Source organism: Amycolatopsis speibonae (assembly GCF_042647925.1).
GTDB classification, from domain to species: Bacteria; Actinomycetota; Actinomycetes; order Mycobacteriales; family Pseudonocardiaceae; genus Amycolatopsis; species Amycolatopsis speibonae.
The window spans coordinates 29082-49272 of record NZ_JBHRWK010000076.1; the positions used below are offsets into that span (position 1 = coordinate 29082).

At 68.2% G+C, this 20191-nt stretch carries 17 protein-coding genes and 1 pseudogene; 4 read left to right on the forward strand and 14 right to left on the reverse strand.

The window, feature by feature from the left end; genetic code table 11:
• Nucleotides 1–57: 57 nt before the first annotated feature.
• Both ACFOSH_RS36270 and ACFOSH_RS36275 read right to left on the reverse strand, forming a co-directional pair.
• On the reverse strand, nucleotides 58–2211 hold the full coding sequence (locus tag ACFOSH_RS36270) for a DUF6461 domain-containing protein (RefSeq protein ID WP_378244876.1): 2154 nt from the start codon (nucleotides 2209–2211) through the stop codon (nucleotides 58–60).
• 84 nt (nucleotides 2212–2295) lie between these two features.
• Nucleotides 2296–2886: a cysteine hydrolase family protein gene (locus ACFOSH_RS36275; protein WP_378244878.1), complete on the reverse strand. Its 591-nt coding sequence runs from the start codon at nucleotides 2884–2886 to the stop codon at nucleotides 2296–2298.
• A gap of 120 nt (nucleotides 2887–3006) precedes the next feature.
• Between ACFOSH_RS36275 and ACFOSH_RS36280 the strand changes: the two genes are divergently transcribed.
• Both ACFOSH_RS36280 and ACFOSH_RS36285 read left to right on the forward strand, forming a co-directional pair.
• Nucleotides 3007–3972 carry a GlxA family transcriptional regulator gene (locus ACFOSH_RS36280; protein ID WP_378244880.1) on the forward strand — a complete coding sequence of 322 codons (966 nt, stop codon included), beginning with the start codon at nucleotides 3007–3009 and terminating at the stop codon, nucleotides 3970–3972.
• 207 nt (nucleotides 3973–4179) lie between these two features.
• On the forward strand, nucleotides 4180–4344 hold the full coding sequence (locus tag ACFOSH_RS36285) for a hypothetical protein (protein WP_378244882.1): 165 nt from the start codon (nucleotides 4180–4182) through the stop codon (nucleotides 4342–4344).
• Nucleotides 4345–4399: 55 nt separating this feature from the next.
• On the opposite strand, the gene ACFOSH_RS36290 is transcribed toward ACFOSH_RS36285, so the two are convergent.
• Nucleotides 4400–4765 carry an ArsR/SmtB family transcription factor gene (locus tag ACFOSH_RS36290; RefSeq protein WP_378244884.1) on the reverse strand — a complete coding sequence of 122 codons (366 nt, stop codon included), beginning with the start codon at nucleotides 4763–4765 and terminating at the stop codon, nucleotides 4400–4402.
• A gap of 280 nt (nucleotides 4766–5045) precedes the next feature.
• Between ACFOSH_RS36290 and ACFOSH_RS36295 the strand changes: the two genes are divergently transcribed.
• Nucleotides 5046–5726, forward strand: a complete 681-nt coding sequence (locus tag ACFOSH_RS36295; RefSeq protein ID WP_378244885.1) for a hypothetical protein — start codon at nucleotides 5046–5048, stop codon at nucleotides 5724–5726.
• 16 nt (nucleotides 5727–5742) lie between these two features.
• On the opposite strand, the gene ACFOSH_RS36300 is transcribed toward ACFOSH_RS36295, so the two are convergent.
• The 9 genes and pseudogenes from ACFOSH_RS36300 to ACFOSH_RS36340 form a co-directional block, all read right to left on the reverse strand.
• Nucleotides 5743–5892, reverse strand: a complete 150-nt coding sequence (locus ACFOSH_RS36300) for a hypothetical protein (protein ID WP_378244887.1) — start codon at nucleotides 5890–5892, stop codon at nucleotides 5743–5745.
• 206 nt (nucleotides 5893–6098) lie between these two features.
• A complete protein-coding gene (locus ACFOSH_RS36305) occupies nucleotides 6099–6449 on the reverse strand; it encodes a beta/gamma crystallin domain-containing protein (protein ID WP_378244889.1) in 351 nt (116 codons plus the stop codon).
• A gap of 182 nt (nucleotides 6450–6631) precedes the next feature.
• Nucleotides 6632–7453: a type I methionyl aminopeptidase gene (gene map, locus ACFOSH_RS36310; protein WP_378244891.1), complete on the reverse strand. Its 822-nt coding sequence runs from the start codon at nucleotides 7451–7453 to the stop codon at nucleotides 6632–6634.
• An 88-nt stretch (nucleotides 7454–7541) separates the two neighbouring features.
• The gene (locus tag ACFOSH_RS36315) at nucleotides 7542–8906 is read right to left on the reverse strand and encodes an aspartate aminotransferase family protein (RefSeq protein ID WP_378244893.1); all 1365 of its coding nucleotides are present in this window, start codon (nucleotides 8904–8906) and stop codon (nucleotides 7542–7544) included.
• A complete protein-coding gene (locus ACFOSH_RS36320) occupies nucleotides 8903–12967 on the reverse strand; it encodes a Pls/PosA family non-ribosomal peptide synthetase (RefSeq protein WP_378244895.1) in 4065 nt (1354 codons plus the stop codon). The genes ACFOSH_RS36315 and ACFOSH_RS36320 overlap by 4 nt, the downstream gene beginning before the upstream one ends.
• Nucleotides 12964–14232 (reverse strand): aspartate kinase, encoded by a 1269-nt coding sequence (locus ACFOSH_RS36325; RefSeq protein WP_378244897.1) that lies wholly within the window; start codon nucleotides 14230–14232, stop codon nucleotides 12964–12966. The genes ACFOSH_RS36320 and ACFOSH_RS36325 overlap by 4 nt, the downstream gene beginning before the upstream one ends.
• A gap of 1332 nt (nucleotides 14233–15564) precedes the next feature.
• Nucleotides 15565–15780: a hypothetical protein gene (locus ACFOSH_RS36330; RefSeq protein ID WP_378244899.1), complete on the reverse strand. Its 216-nt coding sequence runs from the start codon at nucleotides 15778–15780 to the stop codon at nucleotides 15565–15567.
• Between the two features lie 21 nt (nucleotides 15781–15801).
• The gene (locus ACFOSH_RS36335) at nucleotides 15802–16239 is read right to left on the reverse strand and encodes a lanthionine synthetase LanC family protein (RefSeq protein WP_378244901.1); all 438 of its coding nucleotides are present in this window, start codon (nucleotides 16237–16239) and stop codon (nucleotides 15802–15804) included.
• Between the two features lie 157 nt (nucleotides 16240–16396).
• Nucleotides 16397–17650: pseudogene (locus ACFOSH_RS36340) on the reverse strand (protein kinase domain-containing protein); the annotation flags it as partial.
• A gap of 167 nt (nucleotides 17651–17817) precedes the next feature.
• Between ACFOSH_RS36340 and ACFOSH_RS36345 the strand changes: the two are divergent.
• Complete coding sequence (locus ACFOSH_RS36345; RefSeq protein ID WP_378244903.1) at nucleotides 17818–18330, forward strand: helix-turn-helix transcriptional regulator; 513 nt, start codon at nucleotides 17818–17820, stop codon at nucleotides 18328–18330.
• On the opposite strand, the gene ACFOSH_RS36350 is transcribed toward ACFOSH_RS36345, so the two are convergent.
• On the reverse strand, nucleotides 18311–19132 hold the full coding sequence (locus tag ACFOSH_RS36350) for a ribosome hibernation promotion factor (protein WP_378244905.1): 822 nt from the start codon (nucleotides 19130–19132) through the stop codon (nucleotides 18311–18313). The genes ACFOSH_RS36345 and ACFOSH_RS36350 overlap by 20 nt on opposite strands.
• A gap of 81 nt (nucleotides 19133–19213) precedes the next feature.
• Nucleotides 19214–20119, reverse strand: coding sequence for a universal stress protein (locus tag ACFOSH_RS36355; protein WP_378244907.1), 906 nt, complete (start codon nucleotides 20117–20119; stop codon nucleotides 19214–19216).
• Nucleotides 20120–20191: the final 72 nt, after the last annotated feature.

The following is a 20191-nucleotide window of genomic DNA, read 5'->3' on the forward strand; positions in this document are numbered from 1 at the left end:
TCACGGGCCGGGCCCGGGAGGCGAGCCGCAGCCAGAGTCCAGTAGGCACGACCCGAATCACTCACGACTGCCGCGGGCCACCTGTCGCACGTGTTCCAGCAGGCGCTCGCCGGTCGGCCCGGCCGCGTACCGCATCGCCGACAGCGAGCTGATCGCGGCGGCCAGCGGGTCCGGATTGGTGGCGTTGTGGATCGCCTGCCACAACCAGGCGTGCTCCCGATCCGCTCGCAGTTGCGATCGCCTGGCCAGGTATTCCGCCTCGGGACCCAGGCGACGCTCCGCGAGTGTGGCGGCGACGACCGGCTCTCCGTCGGCACCGGTGTGCTCGGCGACCGCCGATGCCGCCCGCCAGGCCAAGTCCCGCAACGTTTCCTCGGGCACGAAGGCCAGCCGATCGGTTTCGGCGTCCATGGGCCCGCGCCCGGGGAACGCCCGCGAACCGTCGGGGTTCCGCACCTCGGGGTACAGCTCGGGCAGGTGCGGCAGGATGCGGTAGGCGACGTCCTCCTCGTTCATCCGCTGGATGTCTTCCTTCCGCAGCCGGCATCCGCTGTAGCGCTCGACCGCGACGAGGCCCTTTCCCAGACTGTCACGGTAACTGTCGAGGTCGAGACCGGACAGGGCTTCGTTCACCTCGGGGTCCTCGATCTCCTCCGTGTGTCCGAGCTCGAACGAGGTTAGGACCTTCCCCTTGTCGGCGAAGGAAAGGCGGCCTGCCGTGTTGATGTTCCAGAACAGGCTCCCCGTCCGGCCCGCCCGTGACACCGATTCCAGCACCCGCGGGTACGAACCCTGCAAGCCGTTGAACTCGACCGCCAGTACCCCGCCCTCGACGGCCAGCACGGAAACCCACGGGTCGAGGTCCGAATCGTCGAAGAGTTCCTCAGCGGACTCCGGTTCGGCCGGATCCGCGCCGAAGCCACGGAGAACCTCGGCGAGAGAGGCGCCCCTGACCATCGTGACCGTCGACCCGTCGCCGAGCACGCTCTCGTTGATCCACCGGTGGGCGGCCTCGGGTGGCGGCTCGATTTCGGGGGCAGGTTCACCTCGGACCACGTGGCCGAGCCGGTCACTGTGCTTGTACACGATCTCCGGGCCCGCCGGAGCCTGCCACAGCATCAGTTCGTAGCGCTCACGCTCCTCGCCGTCCCGGCCGATCGCGTGCACCCGGACCCGGAAATCACCCGGCCACGGCGGCGTTCGAGAACGATGTGGTGCGAGCTCGCTCAGCGCGGCATCGCCCCGCTCGGCCCGCCACGAGATCTCGACGACCTCGTCCCACCAGTCGAGTTCCACTTCCTCCGGTGGTCGTTCAAGGACCCTCAACGAGACTCCCAGCTGACCTTCGCCGAGCCCGGTCCGCACGGCGATCCCGCCGGGGACCACGGCGGCAAGGCCATTCCCGCTGAAGTCGGACTCACCGATGACAGGGCGCTCGGCCAGGGTGAACCGGTGCTCGCGCACCTCGGCCGAACACGACGCCGAAACCGGCAGGACGTATTCGGCCCGCCGTTTCTCCAGCAGCGCGGTCGCATACGCGGGCGACATCGGAATCTCGCTCAACAGAGCCGAAACAGCGCCCAAGGCCACACCGACGACCGCCGCGGCCCTCCCCGCGGCCAGCGGAGCGTCCACGCGCCGCAGAACCGGCGCGGCGACCGCGACGGCCAAGGCGAGATGCGCCGCCCCGTGTGCCGCGGCCAGTTCCTCCTCCCCGGCGAGTTCCGGAGCGGCCGCCAGCAACGGAGTCACGGCTTCGTGCCCGGCCAGCTCCGCGACCAGCCTCACGATCAGGTCGGAGATCTGCGGCCGCAGCTGATCGAGCAGACGCACCGCGATGACCGTCTCCGGGTTCGGCCCTCCGATCACCCCGAAACCGAAGGCCCGCGGGGTCGCTTCCGGTCCCGGAACCACCGCCGCGAGGTCGTCCGACGCGGCGATCGCCAGCCCGTCCAAGGTCAGTTCGAGTGCGCCGAGCAGCCGTTCGGAAACCGATTCGCCGAGCGAGCGCAGCCCGCTCAACGTCACCGATTCACCGGAGCCCGCCGTCCGCCTGCCCGCGACGAGACCGAACACGTCCGGCGTCACCTCCGGGGCGCCCAGCCTGCCGAGCGCCGCCGCAGGCCCACGCGGGATCCGCCCGCGCAACAACGGAACCAGTTCCGTGACCACCGGCACGAGCGCGTCCGCCAGCCCCTCCGGTACCTCCACGTGTCTCTCCATCCCGGGCCTCCCACCCTTCGACGACGCGGGCAGGCTAGCGGGCCCCACCGACGATTTCGTGCCCGGCAGGCCCTAGCCGAGGTCCGCCGTGGAAGCGACGACGACGGCGTACAGATCACCGATCGTGGCGAGGGCGGCGCGGTGCTGTTCCGCGGCGGTCACCGGTCCGGCGACGGACGGGAGGGCGCGCGTGGCGCAGGCAGCGGCCACCACGGTCGGGGTGTTTCCGCGCAGGAACGCGCCTTCCGCGGTGAACGTGACGCACATGTGGGTCATGAACCCGGCCACGACGACGTTCTGATGCCCGGCGGCGTCGACCAGCTCTCCCAGCCCGGTACCGACGAACGAGTTCGGCGCGGTCTTCACCACGATCTGCTCGTCCGGGGCGGGGGCGACGCGTTCGTGGATCCGGCCGACCTCCTGCTCGAGGTCGTACGGGCTGCCCTCGCCGCCGTCGTGCTTGACATGAATGACCGTCGCGCCCTCGGCCCGGGCGCGTGCCAGCAAGGTGGCTGCCTCGTCGAGCGCCGCCTCCCAGCCGTCGAGTTCCATCACGCCGTGCGTGTACGTGTTCTGGTAGTCGACGAGGATCACCGTCGCGTCCGAGAGCGCCGCGGGGGTCGTCGGCAGGGTGCTGATTTCGCGGAGAGTGGTGCTGGTCATCGTGTTTCCTTCGCTTTCCGTGGGGACGGTTACCATGATGGCTGACCCGATTCGATATCGAGATACGGATTCGGGTCAGCTGTGGTCGAGATCGGCCGACATCCGTGAGAAGAGAGATCGATGAGCGCTCCGAGTGTGGCCGTCCTGGCGTTCGAGGGGATCAGCCCGTTCCATCTCGCCGTGCCATCGCTGGTGTGGGGACCGGAGTCCCCGGCGGGAGACATGGAGCCGTGGCCGATCACGGTCGTCGCCGCGGATCCGGGCCTCCTGACCACGAGCGCCGGTTACGCGATCGACGTCCCCGCAGGCCTCGGCGCGCTCGCCGAGGCGGACATCCTCGTCGTGCCGTGGTGGTCCGCCCCGGACACGCCGACGCCCTTCGCCGTGTCCTCCGCGTTGCGTACCGCGCACGAACGCGGAGCGCTCGTCGTCGGGCTCTGCTTGGGCGTCTTCGCTCTCGCGGACGCAGGCATCCTCGACGGGCGGGCAGCGACCACTCATTGGAAGTGGGTCGAAACGTTCCGAAGGCGCTTCCCCGAAGTGGAGCTACGTCCCGAAGAGCTGTACGTCGACGAAGGCGACGTCGTGACCGGCGCCGGGGCGACAGCCGGAATCGACACCTGCCTTCACCTGCTGGCCCGCACAGCCGGTCAGGTCGTCGCCAACCGCGTCGCCCGCCGGATCGTCGCGGCGCCCCACCGCCCCGGCGGTCAAGCCCAGTTCATCGAGTTTCCCGTGCCGTCACCGGACGAGGATCCCCTCACCCAGGTGATGAGCTGGGCGCAGACCCATCTGGACATACCGCACAGCATCGACAGGCTCGCCACACAGGCGCATATGAGCCGGAGCACCTTCACCCGCTCCTTCCGCGCCAGGACCGGGACCACCGTCCACAACTGGCTTGTCGCTCAGCGGCTCGCGCGAGCCCGGCACCTTCTCGAAACGACCGCACTCGGCGTCGACGCCGTCGCCGCACAGTCCGGATTCGGCACTCCCGCGCGGCTCCGCGAGCACTTCGCCGCCGCGCTGGGCACCACGCCGACCCGCTACCGGGTCGAGTTCGCCGGCCCGGCGTCGCGCGTCTGACCAGCCACGGGTTCAGGACGTCATCCGCCCGGGCGAAGGGAAATCCTTTTCCCGCTCACGAACGAAAACCGGAATCGTCTTTCCACAAAATCGACGCCTTGCTTTTCACGTGAGTGAATAGCTCACCCTCGAGGGTGAGCTCTATCGAGTGCAATACCCGGCGGGACTGGATCGAACAACCACCCCGAGGCAAGATGACCGGGCACGATGACTGTCACTACGGAGGACCATGTGGAGCTGTGCGGGACCCCGATCTTCGACTCGCTGGTCGAGGAGACGAGGAGGGCGGCCGCCGGGCACGACGCGCTCCCCCAGGGCGGCAAGGAAAGTTCCGAAGTGACCGAGCATCACGGGGATGCGGGCCAGGAATGAAATGACAATCGCACGCCCCGAATCCGCAAATGGCCGGAATGGTCCGAATGATTCCCTAATCCGTTTCCGATGAACGCGTTTCATCGGAAACATTGGCGGAATTCTGCAGATCGTCGAGCAATTCCATCTGGCCGGTTATGACACTGGTCAGAATCCCGCGCGCGACAGCGAGGAGTTCGGCGACCGACGGACTGGTCAAGGAATAGGACACGGTCGTGCCGTCCTTGTGCGGCACCACCAGCTTGGCCCTGCGCAGTACCGCGAGCTGCTGGGACAGGTTGGCCGGCTCGATACCCAGATCGGCGAGCATCTCCGAGACGCGGTGGTCGCGTTCGCTGAGCAGCTCGAGCACGCGGATCCGGACAGGATGGCCCAGCGTTTTGAAGAACTCCGCCTTCACCTGATACAGGGGTCTGCTCATCGATGTCCCTCCGCCGCGCGGAGAACGATCGGTACGGCCGTCCACATGACCCCGATCGTGCCCGACCACGCGGCCCGCCGAACAACACCCCGCGCGAAACCGTCAGGACCACACCCGATCAGGGCACAACCTGCGATTTCTTCAACCCCAGCACACACCCTTAAATTGCATACTTATGCAAATTTGCACACCCAGAGAAGGTGAGAACACCTGTGAGTCACGGCATGCGGGATTACGCGAGCCTCTTGTCGACGTCCCGGCCTGCCATGAGGAGCGGACGGTGACGACACGCCGCTCCGTCTCCTCGGCGGCCACCCGGGCACACCTGGTGCTCGCCGCGCACGCGGCGGAGCTGGCAGATCTGGCCGCGAACGCCGCCCGCGCGGACACAGCGGCAGACCAGGACGCGCAAGACCACGCCGGCCTGATCGGGATCGCGCAGCAGATCCTCGAGGCGGCCGTGGTCGCCGCGAGGGCCGACGGGAAGACCTGGCAGGAGATCTCGTGCTCGCTGGACGGGGCGACGCCACAGTCCGCGCGAACCCGGTACTGGCCGTCGATCGCGCGGTTCCGCGCGGACTCCTTCCCTTCTCAGGACGCACGCCGCGAAGTCGTGCCGGGAAACACGGGACAGACGTCCTTCCGGCTCCGCCGGGTGCTGGTCCCCGAACCGCAGCCCGAAGCTCCCGCCGAGTCCGACACGGGGTCGGCTCCTCCGCAGACAGGGCATCTCGCCCTCGTCACGATCCCTTCGGAGCAGGGCGACACCGGGATGGAGCACGCACCGGCGGCAGCGGATACCCGGGTGAAGATCGCGGAAAGGCTGGTCGCCGCCTACGAACGGATCGCGACCAACGACAGGCAGCCCCCGCAGTGGATCCTCGACGGCCTCGCCCACGCCCGTCGCACGGCCGCGGAACTCCGCGCCCACACCGAAACCCTGGGCAAACCGGCCGAGTGACCTCGGCGAACGGACGCTACGCCGAGGTCACGAGACCGGCTTCGCGGTCGAGGTCGTGCTCGTCTTCCGCCTGTGCCCGCGACACCATCTTCGCGACCAGGTCGAAGATCGGCGTCGCCTCCTGCGGGAAGGTCACACTCTGCTGATTCGCGCTCTCGGCGATCATGGACTAATGCTCCTCAAGGGTGACGGCTACTGCGACCGTTCACTCTAACGGCCGCGCCGTGGTGACGGGCCGTATTCAGTGTATTCGCTGGCACTCGGCGGTACCGACGCAGGTCGTGACCCTTCGGACCGACTTCAGATCGAGCACACCGATAGCCGGACGGTGTCACACCGTCCGGCTATCGGATGTCACAGCTCAGGGGGCTGTCACCAGATGCGCACCTCGTACACGCGGACGGTGCCGGAGAAGCCCACGCCCTGCCAGTAGCCGAGCGTCGACGACTCGTACCGGCCGTTGCGCTCGTAGTTGACGGTCACCTTGTTGTTGCCCGAGAAGACGTTGTAGACACCGCCGATGTTCGTGCCGGTGACACCACCGTTCGCGAAGCACTTGTTGGTGCCCATCCCGTTTCCGAACGAGATGTCCAGCTTCACGAAGTCGTCCCTGTTGCCGCAGGCGACCTCGCCGATGGCGAAGGCGGAGCTCGCCGGAACCGCGATGAACAGGCCGAGAACGGCCGCGCCGACCACCGAAAGCCTCTTGAGACTCTTCCGCATTGTGGCTGGATTTCCTTCCTCGCAGGGATGATCGCCCGTTCACTCGCTGGGCACGAACGAGCCTATCCACGCGGGAACGGCGAGGAACGAAAAGCAGGCGACGCTGCCTGTTGCGCACCCCGACACTGACCGAAAAGGCAGGAAGGTGCCGGGGATCACTCGTCCGGCGTGCGCGGAAGGACTCAAGAATCCTTTGTAGACAGACGGCCGGACCCTGCCCGCACGGCAGGGTTTTCCTGCTCGCGCCGGGTGAGCACGAGGGGACCGTCCACCGTGATGGCCACCGTGTGCTCGGAGTGGGCCGTACGCGAACCGTCGGCCGAGCGGATCGTCCAGCCGTCGTCGTCGAAGACGATCCGGTCGGTCGTGCGGGCGAACCAGGGTTCGAGCGCGAGGGTCAGCCCCGGCTGCAGCTTGAGGCCGCGGCCGGCTTTGCCCTTGTTGGGTACGTGGAGTTCCTCGTGCATGGTGCGGCCGATACCGTGGCCGCCGAATTCGGTGTTGACCGGATAACCGTGATCACGGGCGACCGCCCCGATGGCCGCCGAGATATCACCCAAACGGTTACCGGGACGAGCCGCTTCGATCGCCGCTTCCAGCGCCTCCTCGGTGGCACGGACGATCCGCAGGTCTTCCTCCGCCGCCGTCCCGACGATGACCGTACGCGCGGAGTCGGCCGCCCAGCCGTCGATCTTGACCGCGAAGTCCGCGGTGAGCAGGTCGCCGTCGCGCAGCGTGTAGTCGTGGGGAAGACCGTGCAGGACGGCGTCGTTGACCGCCAGGCAGATCACGTTGCGGAACGGCCCCTTGCCGAAGGACGGCGCATAGTCCCAGTAACACGACTCCGCACCGCGCCGTTCGATCATCCCGCGCGCGTGGCGTTCCAGGTCCATGAGGTTGACGCCCACATCGGCCATCTCACCGACCTCGGTGAGCACTTCAGCGACGAAACGCCCGGTCACGTGCATGCGCTGGATCTCGTCGGGCGTCTTCAGTTCGATCACGGATACCTCACATCCAAGGTTGGTATTATTATACCAGCACCCTAGCATGCGCCGGTATAATAATACCAACCGTCCGCTCTCGTTACCCCTACCGGGAAGCGGCGCAGCGCTCGACGGCGTCGAGCAGGATCGTGCACGCGATTTCGATCTCTTCCGCGGTCACGGTGAGCGGGGGCATCAGGCGGATCACGCCGTCGGCGCGGCCGCCGAGTTCGACGATCAGCCCCTGTCTCAGCGCGTACGCCTGGATCGCGCGGGCATACCCGCTCGCCGGGCGGCCGTCACGGGGATCGGCCAGTTCGATCCCCCACATCAGGCCGAGGCCGCGGACCTCACGGACCCACGGGTGACCGCGCAGCGTGCCGAGCCGTCGTTCGAGCTGACGCCCGCGATGCCGGACGTTGCCCAGCACGTCGTCGCGCCGGACGACGTGGACGGCCGCGGCACCCGCCGCGAACGCGGCCTGGTTGCCCCGGAACGTGCCCGTGTGCGCACCGGGCGCCCAACCGTCCAGGCGCTCGTCGTAAAGGATCACCGCCACCGGCAATCCCATTCCGCTCAAGGCCTTCGAGGCGACGATCACGTCGGGCTCGATGTCGTAGTTCTCGAACGCGAACCAGGTCCCGGTGCGACCGCAGCCGGTCTGCACCTCGTCGACCACGAGCGGGATGTCCAGCTCCGCGGTCAGCGCGCGGACACGCCGCACGAAATCGCGGTCGGCCGGGATGACCCCGCCTTCGCCCTGCACCATTTCCAGGATCACCGCGGCCGGCAGCGGAATGCCGCCGTTGGGATCGCGCAGGGAGCGCTCCAGCAAGCCCACGCAGTTGGTTTCGCAGGTGTCCGGCGAGAGTCCCACCGGGCAGCGGGCACAGTAGGAGTACGGGAAGAAATGCACACCGGGCACGCCGTTGGCGATCGGCCGTTTCTGGTCGACGAGACCGGTCAACGCCATGGCGGCGTGGCTCGAGCCGTGGAACCCGCCCTGGAACGACACCAGATCACCGCGTCCTGTCGCGGTCTTGCACAGCTTGATCGCGGCGTCCACGGCGTTGGCCCCGCCCGGCCCGCAGAAGTGCATCCGTGTCCGCGAGCGCATTCCCGGTGGCAGCATGGACAGCTGGGCGTCGATGAACTCGCGTTTGGCGGGCGTCGGGAAGTCCAGGCCGTGCGTGAGCACGTGCAGCTGCTCCGTGGCCGCCTGCACCAGCTCGGGATGGTTGTGGCCGAGGGAAAGCACACCCGCGCCCGCCAGGAAGTCGATGAAGACGTTCCCGTCCATGTCCCAGAGATAGCTGCCCTCGCCGCCCGCGATCGCGATCGGCAGGTTGCGTGGGTAGGCCCGCGCGCTGGATTCCCACTGCTGCTGGTGTTCGAGGAACTCGGCCGAGCGAGGACCGGGCAGGTCGCCTTGGACCCGGGGCGCCGGTTTCGCTGTCTGGGTGTGGGTCATGGCAGCCTCCTTGCCGCGGTGATGATTTCCGCCGTGTCGAGCTCGACCGCCGGATTGGCCTGCCAGCGGGTTCGTGCCGGGGCCGTGGTGCCCTTCATCAGGAACGCGTCCGCTTCGACGATCGCGCCCTCCGCCATCGTCACTCCATAGTGGACGAAGCCGCCGGTGCCGATCGTGCAGGCCGGGCCGATGGCGATGTGGTCGGATTTGAACGTACCGTCCTCGAGCGAATGCGCCTGCAGGACGGTGTGCAGGTTGAGCGTGCAGTCGTCGCCGATGCTCACCAACGACCGTTCCGGGATGGCGCATCCGTCGTCGAAGATCCGGCGTCCCATCCGGACGCCGAGGCAGCGCCAGAGGAACGACTTGAACGGCGTCCCGTTGAACAACGCGAGATAGCGGGCTGGGCTGAGCTTCCAGTACCGCTCGTGCCGCCAGAAGATCGGATCGTAGATCGAGCAGAACCGCGGTCGCAGCGCCCGGAAACCCTGCACGGCGAGTTCGGCCAGCATGAAGAACGCAACGGAGAACAGCAGCGAGGCCACGATGCCGCCCCCGACGGCGAGCGCGCCGACCCTGTCGTGCGCGAAACTGGCCGCCGTCCCGATGAGGGTGATCCCGAGCAGGTGGAGCCAGTGCACCAGCATGTAGACGAAGATGGTCCCGATGTTGTGCCGGTTCTTCGCGATCAGACTCCGGCGCAGGCCGTCTCCGGTGCTGAGGTGCTCGAACCCGGTGTCACGTCGAACGTTCCGGGGGATCTCGAACGCCGGTGACCCCAGCAGGCCGACGTTCTCCCGGACCGGCCCGTCCAGCGGAACGAGGACCTTGGTGGCCAGAAGGACGTTCCGGCCGACTCGCGAGTCCGGGGGAAACGCGATCTCGTTGCCCAGGAACGCCTGTGGCGCGATGGCGGTCCGGCGCAGCCGGAACGACGAGGCGGAGAAGTCCGCGTTGAGCATCGAAAGACCGTCCGACACCATCGTCCCGGTGCCGACTGTGCTGAGGAACGGCGTCTCGTGCTTGACCTCGACCCCGAAATTGGAGCCGGTCTGCTGGATCTTCGACAGGTCGTACCCCAGCGCGCGCAGGTAGTACACGATGTAGCTGCTGTCGCCGAACAGGTAGGTGTACGAACGCAGGTTCGTCAGCCGGGCGATCAGCCGTTGCATCCCGAAGTGCGCGCCGTACAGTGGATAGATCCGGTCCGGCTGGAGAAACAGGTTGAGCAGACGCGGGACCGTGAGGACGACCGCCAGCCCGGCGAGTAAACCCCCGAAGTACAGCAGGGCCGAACCGGCGATCTGGTCGCGGTAGAAGGCCCAGCTGGTGAAGTCCGCCGTCGCCGTGAACAGGCGATCGACGACCACGTCCCCGCCGCCCAGTGTCGCGGGAAGCGTCACCAGCAGCATGAGCAGCAAGCTGGACACGCAGAAGGCGAACGGCCTGAACCTGCCGCGCGCCACCGTTCCCAGTGCCCGGTAGTCCACTGTGGAAAGACGGGCGGGCGAGCCGTGCCAGGACTCGCCGTCGGGCACGGTCTGTCCGGTGTTCAAGGACGACGAGTGGCCGAGCTGCGCGTCGTCCCCGATCGCGGTATCGATGTCGAGCACGGTCATCTCACCGACGAAGGCGTGATCGCCGAGGGTGACCCTGCCGGTCTGGATCCGGCCCGCCCTGGCGCGGTAGCAGGAGAAGAAGACGTCCTTCCGGATGACGGCCCCGGCGCCGACGCTGAGCAGGTCGGTACAGACCGGCGGGTTCCGGGACAGGATCACCGCACCCTTGCCGATGTCCGCGCCGAGCGACCGCAGGTACCAGGAGTACAACGGGGTACCGGTGAACAGCATCAGCGGACTGAACCTGACCAGTGTCTTGACCGTCCAGAAGCGCAGATAGCCAGGGCCCCACAGCGGGATCTCCCCCGGTTTCCACCGCCCGACCAGCGTCCACTTCGCCAAGATCGGTACCACCGAGAGAACGACGAACACGACGAGTCCGAGTCCGACGGCGCGCGCGTAGATGTCGACGACCCCGGTCGTCGCGGTGATCCAGGCGAAGCCCGTGTCCAGGATCCAGCCCGAACCCGCGGCATAGGCGAGGAAGACGAGCAGCTGGAACACTCCACAGAGGACATAGGCGCCGGTGGACGCCCGACGCGGCTCCTCTGCGCGAGCGACAGCGCCCAGGGGCGAAGCGTGTACCAGGTCGGCCAGCCCGCGAACGGTGGGGTTCAGGTACACGTCCCTCGCCGACAACGACGCGACCTCGCCGCGCTCCCGGACCACGCCACAGAACTTGGCCAGCAACAAGGAGTCGGCGCCGTAGTCGTCGAAGAAGTGTCCCGTCACCGAGATCCGCTCGATGCCGAGGACACCGCCCAGGGCCTCCGCCAGGTGGCGTTCGGTCTCGTTGGCCGGCGCCACGTAGTCGACGTCGCTTCCCCCTCTTCGCGGGTTGCTCGGCGCCGGGAGGTTCTTGCGGTCCGCTTTGCCAGCCGGGGTCAGGGGGATGTGTTCGAGCTGTTCGAGGTAAGCGGGCACCATGTAGCCCGGCAGCAGTTCCCCCAAGTGACGCCGTAGTTCCCCGGCGTCGATGGCCGCCCGGTCCCGGCGCAGGCTGTAGTAGGCGACCAGTTCGGTCGTGCCTGCCTCCGGGTGGTGGGTCTCGACCACCGCTTGGGCGATTCCGGGTATCTGCAGCAGGACCGATTCGATCTCCGTGAGCTCGACGCGGTACCCGCGGATCTTCACCTGTGTGTCGGCACGGCCGTGGTACTCGATCTCCCCGTCCGGGGTGATCCGGCCCAGGTCGCCGGTGCGGTAGATGCGCCGGGACGGGTTGTGCCCGATGTCGAGGAAGTCCGGGATGAACGCGCGTTCGGTGAGGTCGGGCCGGTTCAGGTAACCCCCGGCGAGCCCGATCCCGGCGATGCCGATCTCCCCCAGTTCACCGGCGGCCAGCGCCCTCGGCTCGTCCGGATCGAGGATGACGACCGAATAGGTCGGAAGGGGCACCCCGATGGTCACCGGCCTGTCCGGCCTCAGCACCGACCAAGTCGCGGTGACGGTGGCCTCGGTCGGGCCGTAGACGTTGAGGAATCGCCGGTCCGGGTGGTACCAGCGGCGGACGAGATCCTCGGGACACGCCTCGCCGGACACCAGGAGGAACCGCAGCAACGGCAGGTCCTCGTCGAGGCTGGCCAGCAGGGTCGGGACGCAACACAGCGCGGTGACCCGGCGGTCCCTCAGGAATTCGAGGAGCTCGTGACCGACGAGGCTGGTCCCGCCGGGTTTCGGCACGAGCGTCGCGCCGCACAGCAACGGCACCCAGATCTCCTCGACCGAGAAGTCGAAAGCGATCGTCATGCCTTGGTAGATCCGGTCGGTGCCCTGGATGCCGTAGACGTCGGCGGCGACGCTGGCGAAGTTGCAGATGGCGGCGTGGTCGATCGTCACGCCCTTCGGCCGACCTGTCGAGCCGGACGTGTAGACGACATAACAGAGTTCGTCCGCCGGAGTGCCCTTCTCGGCCGCGCTGAGCCGCTCACCCGACAGTGCGGCGATCCGTCCCGAGTCCTCGTCGACGCAGACCAGATCGACGCTGCCCGGTTCGAAACGGTCGCGCAGACCGGAGGTCGACAGCACCAGCCGGACCCCGGCGTCGCGGACGATGTAGCCCAGCCTGTCGTCGGGAAAGCCCGCGTCCAGCGGCACATACGCCGCGTTGACCTTGAGCACGGCCAGCATCGCGACGTAGGGATGAACCGGTTCGTCGAACAGCAGCCCGATCCGATCGCCGGGCCGCACACCGTGCGCCCGGAGGTGACGGGCGAGGCGATTCGCCCGCTCGTCCAGACCGGCGAAGGTGAGCTTCGTGCCCCCGGCGTCCACGGCGAGGCGATCACCGAGGCCGTCTGCGCGCAGCCGGTCGCAGAGCCGTTCGTACAGCTGCTCGAGCCGGTCGCCGACGCGCCACCGGACCCGCTGTTCGTGGCCGTCGCACGTCAGGACCAGCCCGTCGGTGGTGAACAGGCCCGACGGCTGTCCGTACGGGCTCATGTCCGGTCCTCCGCCAGGCCGAACGACTCGTGCAGGGCGCGGACGGTCGTGTCGACGGCGTCTGCGGGGATCACGGCGGTGATCCGCGACTGTGAGGTGGTCATCGCCGGCACCGTGACCCGGTGGTCGGCGAGCACCCGGAGCAGCTCGGGCAGGAAGCCGGGTGGATCGAGCAACGCCGTGCCGACGACCGAAACCGAGCCGAGTTCTTCGAAAACCGTGGAACGGGCGTCCAGCTCCATCGCGAGTTCGGTGATCGGCGGGCCGAGCGGCTCCGAACCCCGGACGGTGAACCGCAGTTCGCCGGGATCGGGCCAGCTCAGGTTCTCCGGTTTCACCCCACAGCCGGCGAGCATCGTGAGCACGCGGGCGTAGTGGTCCGGGCTGGAGGCCGAAACCTCGACCCTGACCAGCCGCACGTCACGTTCATGAGCGATGCCGATGACGCGGGGAGCGCCCTCCAGCGACGGCTCTCCCGCCGTGACGATGGTGGACGGGCCGGGGTCCGAGGAATGCGTCACCCGCACGGCCACCCCGTGACGGCGCGCGAGCTCGACCGATCTGGGATGCAGCACACGAGCGCCGAGTCCGGCGAGCTCCACCATGGCGTCGTAGGAGATCGTCCGGACCGGCCGGGTGTCCGCCACGATCCGGGGATCGGCCGTGCGGACACCGTGGACGTCGGTGCAGATCTCGCATTCGGAACCGCCGAGCGCCGCCGCGATGGCCACCGCCGTGGTGTCGGAACCGCCTCTGCCCAGGGTCAGCAGTTCCCCGTTGGCGTCCCGTCCCTGGAACCCCGCGACCACGACGACCTGCACGTCACGCAGCCGCGCGATGATCTTCTCCGGATCGACCCGCACGATGGTTCCCGCTCCAGGGTCGCCGCTCACCTCGATCCCCGCCTGGTCGCCGGACAGCGAAACGGCCTCGACCCCGCGTTCGGCCAGCGCCATGGCGAGCACCGACGCGGAGACCTGTTCGCCCGTCGCCATCAACTGGTCGAGTTCCCGTGGAGCCGGTGGCTCGGCGAACTCCCCGGCCAACGCGATCAGCCGGTCAGTGGTGTCCCCCATCGCCGACACGACCAGGACCACCCGCTCCCCCGCTTCGACGAGCGCGGCCACCTCGGCGGCCACGTCGCTCACCAAACCGGGTGTGGCCAGCGATGATCCACCGTATTTTCGTATGACCAGTCCCTCGTTTCGCGCCTTCCGTAAAGGCGGGTCCAAAGTGACATCGAGATCTTGGAAAGAATTCACCATTTTCCTTAATAGATCGCCGTTATGGCCGGATTTTCGTTCGGATAACGAGCCGTACTCGAATCAATCCACCACGAATACACGTATTCAAGGCGGGGTCTACTGCAGCTACCGGCGGAAGCGCTTGTCGAACAACGCTTCCCGACGGCGGGACTCGGCGTCGCGTAGCCGGGACGACAGCATTGGAAAGTAGTGCGAGAAACTTTGAACGGGTACCTCCATCCGTACGAAAGGCCGGATCCGGGTTCGCAGGCCATAAGTTGACGACAATGCGCAAGGGCATACGTACGAACAGCCCACTTCGATGGAATTAGGTCAGACGAATGAAGCATTCCGATCGACTTCGAAAATCGACAGAACGGCCGAACAGAAAGGCGGAACGGATTTCATGACCCCCCGACTTCTACGAGATCACGCAGGTGAGTGACGACCGGGAGCAACCCGCCAAAGCGACCATGGTGCACTCGACGGCCGAAACCCTGCATTTTCCCGACGGTCAGAGTCGAGTCACCAAGTTTTCGATCCACCTGGCATGCGGTGCCCACCACGCGTCCGGGTGGCCGAATCCCATAATGCGGATAGAGTTGCACCCCTGCCACTATCGGCCCATATCACGACGACGCCCGACTCGCGTCGACGACCTGGCCGACATTTTGTTCCAGCCCGTCCGGTCAGTGGCTCGCAAACCACCCCGAAACCCGGTTCGGCGATCACAAACACCCTCAATGGGACTTATCGAGAGATAAGGCACAAGCGGCACGTCGAGCCGGCCGAGTCACGAATCCGGTGGGACCAGTGAACGAATTCGCCTAAGGCGGTGGATTTCCGACGCCGCCGTCGCATGGTGCCCCATTTCGGCAGACCGCGGGCCCGCACGGCGACCGCCGAAACCGAGCAGGACCGCCGACGTGGTCAGCGGCCCGGTCGCCACTCCCGCTCGTGACGGCGCCGGGCGCCGTCCAGCAGGTCGCGCAGCACGACTCGGCGTGACGAGGTCATGGCCGGGGGTCTCCTCGTGATGGGAAACCCGCCGGAGGCGGAGTCGTGGTCACGCCTCCGGCGGGTTCGTCTAGGGCAATGCGGAACGTCGAGTCACCGAACCCCAGATGCCCCCGATGTGGCATTGGGGACACTCACGTCCCCAATGCCACATCGGGGGCATCTCAACGGCACGTCACGGTTGCTCTACCCCTCAAACCGTCCTCGCCACTCACGACCCGCCCGACGGTCGGCTTCAGACCGGGGTCCTGCCGTAGCAGCCGACGGCGACGTCCAGGTAGGACGAGCCTGCTCCCGGCGCGGGCAGGGCCTCGACAAGGGGAACGACCATCTCGTTCACCTCCGTACGTCACGAGTTCCGGAGCGCTCCGGCGACATGCCGTCACGCCAGGTCGACGGGTCGGGGTGGAAGAGCCGCCGTCCGCCGAACCTCAGGCGGGCGAGGAAAGCGAGCTGGCCGGAGATTCCCGCGCCATAGCCACTGGTGACGTCCTTGCCGCCCTCGTCCGGCAGCACGGCCCGGCCGTTCCGGTAGATCCGCCGGGCCCACATGAGCTGCGCGATCGACTCCGCTCAGACCCGGTAGGTCGGATCGCCGGTCGCGCCCGCCAGGTCGAGCAGGAAGTCACCGTTGCCGGGAAGTCCGTGACAGTAGGCGGTTCCGGCCCAATGCCGGGTCGCCATCACCGCACGCGCGGCGCCGATCGCAGCTTCGAGGTACCGATCGTCGCCGGTTTCGGAGTGGAGACGGCACAGGAAGGTGCCGATTCCGGCGGATCCGTTGCACCACCACACCGGCGCCCGCGACGCCCCAGGGCAGTCCGGCCAGTACATGGCCCCGGCGTCGACGCTCGACGCGGCGAGCAGCGTGTCACCGCAGCGCCGGGCGGCATCGGCGAAGTCCTCGCGTCCGGCGGCTCCGGCCGCGGCGAGCAGGAAAGCGCCGATCCCGGCCACACCATGGGCGAAGCCGTACGACCGGTACCCGGCGAGGTCCGAATCGAACGACATCGGGATCGTCCATAACAGACCGTCCGGTCCCGGATCCGCGGCAGCCAGTACGGCTTCGGCGCAGCGAACCGCACGTCGTTCCAGCTCCCGCGTCACCGGTTTCGCTTGCCAGGTAGAGAAAACACGTGCCCAGCCCCGAGAGACCGTGAGTCAGGTCGGGGTTCGGCCAGGCCATGATGAGACTTTTGGCCAGCCGGAGCGCCCGTTCGACGAGATCGGGACGACCCAGTGCCCGGCCGGCGTCGTGCAGCGCCCACGCCGTCCCGGAGAAACCGAAGTACAGGCCGGGAAGGCGATGGTGCTGACCGTCGAGATGCCGGAGGATCCGGGGCAGCACGATGTCGTACAGCCTTTCGACGTGCAGACCGTTCCTGCTGAGCCTCGCCAGCACGGCGAGGGTGCCCGCCAGCCCGTGCTGGACGGAGCAGGGTTCGTTCAGCACCCCGAACCCTGTTTCCGGCCAGGGCCTCGGCGCGGATTCGGCCGCGGCTGTCTCGACCAGATAACCGAGTGCGCCTTCGACGAGTTCGTCCCACTGCTCCGGGGACCAGAGCAATTCCCTCGACCTGGTGAGCGCCGGCGCCGGGCTTTCGGTCAGCTCGATGACCTCCCCCAGGCTCATCCGCTCGGCCGGTTCGGTGCGGACGAGCCCCTTGATCACGCGGCTCAGCGTCCGCGACAACGGCCGGGTCAGCGGCGGGGCGAGCCATTCGGCCACTCTCTCCTCCAGCGGGCGTGCTTCCGGCAGATCCTCGGCGAAGTCGGGATTCACCTGGGCGATCTGATGCAGGAGCGTGGCTCCGAGGCTGAAAAGGTCCGCGGTCGGATCCGGATCCGCGCGGGCGAACTGCTCCGGCGCGCTCAGCCCCGGCGTTCCGCTGCCGGCACCCAGCACCAGCCACTCGGACGGGTGCCCGGCGCGGACGGCGGCGAGTTCGAGGTCGATCAGCCGGACGGACCCGTCCGGCATGGTCAGCAGGTTGTTCGGCGTGAAGTCACGGACGATCACGCCTCGTTCGTGCAGGCCACGCAGCAACCGCGCGAGCTTTCCGGCCAGCGCGGCGCATCCGGCCGTGTCGAGCTGACCGTCGCCGGTGCGCAGGATGGCGTCGACCCGGTCACGGAGACGCTCGCCGTCCAGGTATTCCTCGACCAGGAAGACGTGCTCCTGCTGCTCGAACAGGTCTACGTACTCCGGGACCAGGCCGACACCGGCGAGATGACGCAACACGAGTCCTTCATGCCGCAGGTAGTCACGCGCGTCGAGGCCTTCGCGGTCGGTGCCGACGTGGGGCCGCGCCTCCTTGACGATCACCTCGCGGCCGGTTTCCCGGTCCAGCGCGCGGTAGACGCCGCCCTTGTTGGCGTGGCGGACCACCTGGGTGACCTCGTACCGGTCCCGCAGCAGCACCGACGTCGCCGGGGCGGTGTCCTCGCGGCCGAACGGGTCCGCCGCACGCCGAGGTCCATCGCGCTTGGGTCAGTGCCGCCCGCGGCGATGTCCGCGGCGCCGCGGACATCGCGCTCGGCGCCGCTGCGCTGGCCCGGGACGCAGGACTTCCGTGCATGGAGGCTGTCGTGCTGTACGAAGCCGCGCGGTTCGGCGCGGCAAAACAGGTGGAGAAACGCCTGGACGCGCTCGCGGAGACTGTCGAAGGCGACCTGGCCCGCGTCTACCGGGACGCGGCCGCCGCGCTGGCGGCAGGCGACGAACCCGGCCTCCTGGCCGCGGCGGACGCGTTCGCCGAACTGCCCGCTCCCCTGCTCGCCGCCGAGATGCTGACGGCCGCCGGCCGGGTGGCCCAGGCCGCGGGACATTCGCGACGAGCGGGCGCCGCCCTCGCGAGAGCACGCGAACTGGCGCGATGTTGCCCGACCGCACGGACCCCGGAACTCGACGATGTCGAAGGCACCCAGCAGCTCACTCCGAGGGAACGCGAGATCGCCCGGCTGGCCGCGGGCCAGGCGACGAGTCCGGAGATCGCACGCAGGCTGCGGCTGTCCGTCCGGACGGTCGACAACCATCTGGCCCATGTGTACGACAAGCTCGGTAACTCGAGCAGGATCGAACTCACCGCGTTGTTCCGGTGAGCTGGACGTCCGGGGCGATCAGGCCGTAATGGCCGTCGTACCGGTGATAGAGCAAGCTCCCCCGGCTCGACCCGGCATCGACGAAGAAGAGGAACGGTGAGCCGAGCAGGCCGAGCCGATCCACCGCTTCGGCCGTCGTCAGGACGGGCGCCGATTGCCGGCTGACGGTCACCGCGAGCCGGAACGGGCTGAGCCGGTGTGGCCCCGGCGGCGTCGACTGCGCCAGCCGGTGCAAGGTGGGGCCGGCGTGATAAAGGACGCTGTCCTGCCCCGTCCCCGATTCCGTGAACAGGTGGAAGTCGTAGTCGAGGAGGTGCATCTCGAAGAACGCGTCGTCCACAGTGGAGCGGGCAAGCGAGTAGGACTTGCGCCGGACGATCTCGCGTTCGTCCTCCGGGATGGGGAACCACGACATGGGCGGGCCGGGTGGCGAATCGTGGCGCCATTCGCCGGGTTCGGCGCCCGGACGACCGCGCCTGGACTGCCAGTGGAGCGCGCTCCGCTCCAGTTGACACCGCAGCTTCGCTTCCAGGAGGTAGATCGCCTCTTCGGCGGTCGGAGCGGCCACCTGGGCTCGCAGCCGCCTCCCGCTCACGTCGAGGTTCGCCTGGGCGACCACGGGCTGGTCCACGGCGGGATTCCCGTGCCTGCTCAGCCGGACCGACGCGGCGAGCACGGGACGGTGGGCGAGGCCGAAGAGCCGTTTCACCTTCCGCCCGGCTCGTTCGGCGAGGGCGGGCGGAAGGTCGCCGCGCACCGTCACTTGCACGTCCGGTGTCATCCTGATCCCGGTCGTCCGCATGCGATTGGTCCTTTCCGAAGCTTTCACCACCTCATCGGGCACCCTGGGGGCAGCCCGGATCAGTGGCGTTCTCGATCTGTTTCATGTCCGGTCTCCCTTCGCTGAAAGGGGTTTCTGCTGCCGGATACCGAACGCGGGAACCGCACCCGGACGGACGACAGCGACCGGGCACGGCGCCTGCCCTGGCGAGTCCTGACCGGCCGAGCCGAGCAGGAGCCCGCCGAAACCACTGTGGCCACGGGTCCCGACCACGATCAGCCCGGCGCGCTCGCCGTATTCCAGCAAGACCCGTCCGGGGCGGCCCCGGACGACAAGGCACTCCGGCACGACCTGAGGGAAGTCCGCGGCGACGTGGTCGATGTGCTTCTTCAGCGACCGCAGGTACAGCTCGCGCGCGACGGCCGAATCGCTCGATTCGACTTCGGGCCAGGTCTTGAGCACCGTTACCGGCACACCGAGCGTCGATGCCTCCTGGAACGCGAACCGCACCGCCGCGGCGGAACCTCCCCAGTCGTCCACACCGACCAGCACCGGCCCCGATCTCGTCCGATCACCTCGGACCACGACGACCGGGCAGTGACCGTGGACCGCGAGCGCGAGTCCCGACGATCCCAGCAGCAACCGGCCCGCACCGCCGAGTCCACGTGAACCCACCACCACCACCGCGGCCCGCCACGACTCGTCGACCATCAGGGCGCGTGGATCCCCGGACCTGGCCCCGGCTTCGATCTCCAGCGACGGCGCCGACGTCCGCGCGACTTCGGCCGCGGCCTCCAGCCTTCTGGCACCTGTCGCCCACATCGCCTCGCGCACCTCCGCGGCGGTGACCTCCAGGTTCGGGTAGTCGTGGCCCGGTGGGACACAGGCGTGGACCAGCCGCAGCGGCCGCTCGCTCCGGACCGCCTCGCCCGCCGCCCAGCGCACCGCCCGCAACGCGGATTCGGAGCCGTCGACCCCCGTCACAACGGGTTCACGCTTTCCCACCATCGCCACCGCCTTCCCGTCATCAAGATCCGTCGGTGAACCGGTCAGCCGCTCTCCCGTGCCGAAACACCACCA

What these genes read in the sequence shown, in the direction of transcription:
- ACFOSH_RS36275 (WP_378244878.1), bottom strand. Translation starts at nt 2,886, where the DNA reads ATGACCAGCACCACTCTCCGCGAAATCAGCACCCTGCCGACGACCCCC.
- ACFOSH_RS36280 (WP_378244880.1), top strand. Translation starts at nt 3,007, where the DNA reads ATGAGCGCTCCGAGTGTGGCCGTCCTGGCGTTCGAGGGGATCAGCCCG.
- ACFOSH_RS36285 (WP_378244882.1), top strand. Translation starts at nt 4,180, where the DNA reads ATGACTGTCACTACGGAGGACCATGTGGAGCTGTGCGGGACCCCGATC.
- ACFOSH_RS36290 (WP_378244884.1), bottom strand. Translation starts at nt 4,765, where the DNA reads ATGAGCAGACCCCTGTATCAGGTGAAGGCGGAGTTCTTCAAAACGCTG.
- ACFOSH_RS36300 (WP_378244887.1), bottom strand. Translation starts at nt 5,892, where the DNA reads ATGATCGCCGAGAGCGCGAATCAGCAGAGTGTGACCTTCCCGCAGGAG.
- ACFOSH_RS36305 (WP_378244889.1), bottom strand. Translation starts at nt 6,449, where the DNA reads ATGCGGAAGAGTCTCAAGAGGCTTTCGGTGGTCGGCGCGGCCGTTCTC.
- ACFOSH_RS36315 (WP_378244893.1), bottom strand. Translation starts at nt 8,906, where the DNA reads ATGACCCACACCCAGACAGCGAAACCGGCGCCCCGGGTCCAAGGCGAC.
- ACFOSH_RS36320 (WP_378244895.1), bottom strand. Translation starts at nt 12,967, where the DNA reads ATGAGCCCGTACGGACAGCCGTCGGGCCTGTTCACCACCGACGGGCTG.
- ACFOSH_RS36325 (WP_378244897.1), bottom strand. Translation starts at nt 14,232, where the DNA reads ATGGTGAATTCTTTCCAAGATCTCGATGTCACTTTGGACCCGCCTTTA.
- ACFOSH_RS36330 (WP_378244899.1), bottom strand. Translation starts at nt 15,780, where the DNA reads ATGTGGGCCCGGCGGATCTACCGGAACGGCCGGGCCGTGCTGCCGGAC.
- ACFOSH_RS36335 (WP_378244901.1), bottom strand. Translation starts at nt 16,239, where the DNA reads ATGTCGTTCGATTCGGACCTCGCCGGGTACCGGTCGTACGGCTTCGCC.
- ACFOSH_RS36350 (WP_378244905.1), bottom strand. Translation starts at nt 19,132, where the DNA reads ATGCGGACGACCGGGATCAGGATGACACCGGACGTGCAAGTGACGGTG.
- ACFOSH_RS36355 (WP_378244907.1), bottom strand. Translation starts at nt 20,119, where the DNA reads ATGGTGGGAAAGCGTGAACCCGTTGTGACGGGGGTCGACGGCTCCGAA.